The organism is Serratia sp. (in: enterobacteria), assembly GCF_046715635.1.
Lineage (GTDB): Bacteria > Pseudomonadota > Gammaproteobacteria > Enterobacterales > Enterobacteriaceae > Chania.
Map to the genome: position 1 here is coordinate 1 of NZ_JBKJYW010000050.1, position 3817 is coordinate 3817.

The 3817-nt window shown below is 55.9% G+C and carries 3 protein-coding genes; 1 reads left to right on the forward strand and 2 read right to left on the reverse strand.

Features of this window, described 5'->3' with window-relative positions; translation table 11 throughout:
* Positions 1-119: 119 nt before the first annotated feature.
* Both gntK and iclR read right to left on the reverse strand, forming a co-directional pair.
* Complete coding sequence (gene gntK, locus ACLQ7H_RS02465; RefSeq protein ID WP_411751300.1) at positions 120-659, reverse strand: gluconokinase; 540 nt, start codon at positions 657-659, stop codon at positions 120-122.
* Between the two features lie 293 nt (positions 660-952).
* On the reverse strand, positions 953-1783 hold the full coding sequence (gene iclR / locus ACLQ7H_RS02470; protein WP_411751301.1) for a glyoxylate bypass operon transcriptional repressor IclR: 831 nt from the start codon (positions 1781-1783) through the stop codon (positions 953-955).
* A gap of 275 nt (positions 1784-2058) precedes the next feature.
* On the opposite strand from iclR, the gene ACLQ7H_RS02475 reads away from it, so the two are divergent.
* Positions 2059-3817, forward strand: a 1759-nt coding sequence (locus ACLQ7H_RS02475) for a homocysteine S-methyltransferase family protein (RefSeq protein WP_411751302.1), incomplete at its 3' end; no start/stop codon positions are given.

Sequence of the window (3817 nt, forward strand, 5' to 3'; positions counted from 1 at the left end):
TTTTGAACGTTCAATGATGCGTTGTGTTACACGTGCCAGGGTGCTGTTAATCATACCATCCTCACAATGCAGCCCTAATGCGCGCGGCGAGGGCCAGTTATGTTGTTCAGAACATCTCGTTATGCACGGGCTTCTTGTGGTTGGAAGCTCTGGATATGTCGCACAGTGTCGGCAATCACCGCATCCAGCGGCTGATCGATATCGATGGCCTGGACGTCAATTTCATCTTGGCCCGGCTGCTCCAGCGTGGCGAATTGGGTGACCAGCATTTGGGGTTTGAAGAAATGCCCCTTGCGGGCAGCCAGCCGAGCCTCGATCAGCGGGAAGTCGCCGTGCAGATAGATGAACGACAGATTGTCGTTACCGGCACGGAGTCGATCGCGATAATGCTTTTTCAGCGCAGAGCAGACGATGATGGAGACCGCATTGGTACGTTGCATGGCGAAAGCAGCATCGTTCAGGGCGGCTAACCACGGTGCGCGATCGTCGTCATTGAGCGGTTCGCCTGAGGCCATTTTCTGGATATTGCAGCGTGGATGGAGAAAGTCACCGTCCAGGAAGTTGGCGGATAGCCGTTGGGCAACGGCATTGGCGACGGCAGACTTGCCGCTGCCGGAAACGCCCATAATGACGTAAACACGATTCTGATTATTGATCATGGTTTGGTGCTCCCCATCTGCGAGTCATAGTCTGTAGCCGCTATATTATTTAATGACTACTTTTATCTAATGCCATTGTTACCAGTAACATGTTATCGGTAACATTGTCGAGGGAAGTGCGAAAGGTTGCAATCGGCTTTCGGCGGCAAGATCGCTAATTGTGATCGAATTCATACTTTTCGCTGGAGGCGAAACAAAGTCTCTACAGCGCGATACAGAAAAATAACAGTGGGGATCTGCTCATGACGTAGGGCGCTGAATTGAACTGCGCCCGTGTAACTATGCCCATCTAATCACCGTACGCCACCGTATTCCAGGCTGATTTCTTTTGCCGCATGGATCACCAGTGCACCGAGTTCCGTCACGCGATCGTCGGTAATGCGCGATACCGGGCCGGAGATGGAGATGGCGGCAAAGGCTTCGCGATGCTCGTCAAAGATGCAGGTGGCCAGACAGCGCAGGCCAAGGGCATGCTCTTCATCGTCGAACGAGAATCCCTGCTTGCGGATCACCGCCAACCCTTCTTTCAGGTTATGTGGCGTTAGCGTATGCGGGGTATAGGTGTGCATGCCTTTTTTATGCAGCAGCCTGGTCACCTCATCGTCCTGCATGGTGGCGAGGAAGGCTTTGCCCGCACCAGAAGCATGCATCGGCAGCTTGCCGCCAATCGGGGCCGACATGCGCATCAACGCGGTGCATTGCACCTGATCGATAATCACCGCCTGATCTTCGGCTTTGTCCATCACCGCCAGATTGACCGTTTCACCAGACTCTTCCATCAGGCGGCGCAGCGTAGGGTGCACCATGGCCAGCAGGTTACGGCTTTGCAGGAAGCTACTGCCCACCACAAACGCATGTGCTCCCATGGTCCACAGGCCAAGATCGCCCACCTGGCGGACAAAACCCTGCTGTTGCATGGTCGTCAGCAGGCGATGGGTGGTGGAGTTGGGCAACCCGGCCTGCTGGGCCAGATCGGTCAGCGCCACGTTGCCATGAGCTTCGGCAATATATTCCAATAGTTTCAGACCACGGGTCAGTGACTGGACCTGGCCGGTCGCCGTGCTGGCGGCGGGCGCGGCGGCGCGGGGTTTTTTACCGCGCTTGGCGGGAACGGGAGTGGCCATGATTCACCTTGTGCTTTCCGTATGATGGAATTCATTTTCGTTTTTTGAGTATGAATTGCAAGTTGCTTCTCCGCTCATCGGATCTGTTGGTCGGCTAACCTGAAAAACTCTCAATACCCGCTCGCACCTTTGCCGCCATAACCTGTGCTAGGATGTCAGACCCTCCATCTTTCAAGTTGCAGGATGCATGACGGGCGCAGCGTACCGCGCCGCTACAACATTGGGATGTGGGGTAATCAGTCGTCGGGCGGATAATCGGGTGTGAAGGGGCTACAGTGATAAATCGAGTGGAACAACTGCGTCAGCAGTTAGCGCAGCGTATTTTAGTGTTGGATGGCGGTATGGGCACCATGATCCAGAGCTATCGGCTGGAGGAGGCAGACTACCGCGGTGAGCGTTTTGCCGATTGGCAAAGCGATCTGAAAGGCAATAACGACCTGCTGGTGTTAAGCAAACCGGAGGTGATCACTGCGATCCATAACGGTTACCTGGAGGCGGGGGCCGACATCCTCGAAACCAACACCTTCAACTCGACCACTATCGCGATGGCCGACTACCATATGGAGTCGCTGTCCGCCGAAATTAACTACCAGGCCGCCTTGCTGGCTCGCAGGTGTGCTGATGAATGGACGGCGCGCACCCCGGAAAAACCGCGCTACGTCGCTGGCGTGCTTGGCCCTACCAACCGTACTGCCTCTATCTCCCCTGACGTTAACGATCCGGCCTTCCGTAATGTCTCTTTTGATCAACTGGTAGAAGCCTACCGCGAATCAACTCGCGCGCTGGTGGAAGGGGGCGTCGATCTGATCATGATCGAAACCATCTTCGATACCCTGAATGCCAAAGCGGCGGCCTTTGCGGTCGAAACCGAGTTTGAAGCGCTGGGTGTGGCCTTACCAATCATGATTTCCGGCACTATCACCGATGCCTCTGGCCGTACCCTTTCCGGCCAGACTACGGAAGCGTTCTACAACTCGCTGCGTCACGTCAAACCGCTGACCTTTGGTTTGAACTGTGCGCTCGGCCCCGATGAATTGCGCCAATACGTGGCGGAATTGTCTCGCATCTCTGAAAGCTATGTGACCGCCCACCCGAACGCCGGTTTGCCGAATGCCTTTGGTGAATACGATCTCGATGCCGAAGAGATGGCCAAACAGGTGGGCGAATGGGCGCATGCTGGTTTCCTCAATATCATTGGTGGCTGCTGTGGCACCACTCCAGCGCATATTGCCGCGATGGCTAAAGCGGTTGAGGGCGTGCCGCCACGGCAGTTGCCAGAGTTACCGGTGGCTTGCCGCCTGTCCGGCCTGGAACCGCTGAATATTGATGCCAAATCGCTGTTCGTCAACGTGGGTGAACGTACCAACGTTACCGGCTCGGCCCGATTCAAGCGGCTGATTAAGGAAGAAAAGTATAACGAGGCGCTGGCCGTGGCCCGCCAACAGGTGGAGAGTGGTGCCCAGATCATCGACATCAACATGGATGAAGGGATGCTCGACGCCGAGGCGGCGATGGTGCGTTTCCTCAGCCTGATCGCCGGTGAGCCGGATATCGCCCGCGTCCCGATTATGATCGACTCCTCCAAATGGAGCGTGATCGAAAAGGGCCTGAAATGCATTCAGGGTAAAGGTATCGTCAACTCGATCTCGATGAAAGAGGGCGAAGAAGCCTTTATCCACCATGCCAAGCTGGTGCGCCGCTACGGTGCCGCCGTGGTGGTGATGGCTTTCGATGAGGTCGGCCAGGCGGATACCCGCCAACGCAAATTTGAGATTTGCCGCCGTGCTTACCAGATCCTGACCGAGCGCGTGGGTTTCCCACCGGAAGACATCATCTTTGACCCAAACATTTTTGCCGTCGCCACCGGTATCGAAGAGCATAACAACTATGCCGTCGACTTTATCGAGGCCTGCGCCGACATCAAAACCCACCTGCCGCACGCGATGATCTCCGGCGGCGTGTCCAACGTCTCCTTCTCGTTCCGTGGCAACGATCCGGTGCGTGAAGCGATCCACGCGGTGTTCCTGTATCACG

Excerpts from the sequence above, each read along its gene's own strand:
- gntK (WP_411751300.1), bottom strand. The coding sequence starts at position 659 with ATGATCAATAATCAGAATCGTGTTTACGTCATTATGGGCGTTTCCGGC.
- iclR (WP_411751301.1), bottom strand. The coding sequence starts at position 1,783 with ATGGCCACTCCCGTTCCCGCCAAGCGCGGTAAAAAACCCCGCGCCGCC.